1 protein-coding gene is annotated in these 1,263 nt (G+C 69.2%); it reads right to left on the reverse strand.

Annotated elements, in window-relative coordinates; all coding sequences use genetic code 11:
• Nucleotides 1–1,194 (reverse strand): IS21 family transposase (gene istA, locus ABD297_RS23545; RefSeq protein ID WP_344257594.1); only part of this gene is annotated, 1,194 nt, incomplete at its 3' end.
• Nucleotides 1,195–1,263 lie beyond the last annotated feature (69 nt).

The following is a 1,263-nucleotide window of genomic DNA, read 5'->3' on the forward strand; positions in this document are numbered from 1 at the left end:
GCCGAAGGCTCGGTCGTAGTCGGCAAGGTCGCGTGCGAGCTCGTCGCCGGCAACCGGCACCGGTTGGGTGGGGTGCAGGTACTGCTGCCGCAGCTGTTTGGCTGCGGCGAGGTGGGCCGGGTCGGTGACCGTCATGCCGCGGGCCCACACCCGGGCGTGCCGGGCGACGAGGCGTCCCTCGAGGCGCACGTCGACGTGGGTCAGGTCGGCGCTCACGTCGACGAACCGGCCGATCACGGCGGGGTCGACGGAGTAGTCACTGCTGTCGACCCGGACGTAGTAGTCCCGGCCGAGCCTCACCCGGTTGACCCAGCCGACAGCGGGTGGCACCGGCGGCAGCGGCAGCATCGCAGCTTGGTCGGCCTCGAGCAGGTCCATCGGGCGGGCCTTGATGGTGCGCACCGTCCGGGCATTCGCGACGGTCAGCCATGCGGTGAACTGGGTGTTGAAGTCCGCAGGTGAGGTGAAGGTTCTTCCCGGCATGAATGAGGTTTCGAAGAACTGGTTGCCTCGCTCGACGATGCCTTTGGACTCCGGGTCCCGGGGCCGCAGCCGAACGAGCGTGGTGGCCAGGGTGCCGGTGAACGCGGCCACCCCGTCGGCGTGACGTTTGCCGCGACCGATACCCGGCTCGTTGTCCCAGATCAGCCGCCGCGGGACCCGCCCCAGCTGCTGGAGCAGCTCCCACGTCGCGGTCAGGAGGTCCTCGGTGCGTCTGGTCGGGATCATCCGCCCGAGGATGAACCGCGAGTGCGCTGCGGTGATCACCAGCACGGGCAACAACACCGTGCTGCCGTCCTCGAGCGGGATCTTCCGCGGCGGGAACCATAGGTCACACTGCGCCGCGTCCCCGGGCAGCCACGTCAACCGGTCCGATGGGTCGACCGGGCGATACTGCGGCCGCAGCGACCGGACGTTGTCGCGGAACCACGTGATCGACCCGGCCCAGCCGACCCGCTCGGCGATGACCGTGCCGGGCATGTCCGGATGCTCGATCAGCAACTGCCTCACCAACGGCTCGAACGGTGTGAACGCCGTCGACACGGCCGGCCGCTCGTACTTCGGTGGGCGGTCCGACGCCACCGCCCGCGCCACCGTCGCCCGACCAATCCCCAGGTCCCGCGCGACCTGACGCTGCGGCACACCATCGGCGACCAGCCGCCGGATCAGAGCCCAATCCTCCACTGAGATCACCCATCCAATCTGTCTGGGTGGCCTCGTTTTCGACCGTCGCTATGGCCTCATTTTCGAGCGTCGTCGACA

The organism is Terrabacter carboxydivorans (genome assembly GCF_039532035.1).
Classification (GTDB): Bacteria; Actinomycetota; Actinomycetes; order Actinomycetales; family Dermatophilaceae; genus Terrabacter; species Terrabacter carboxydivorans.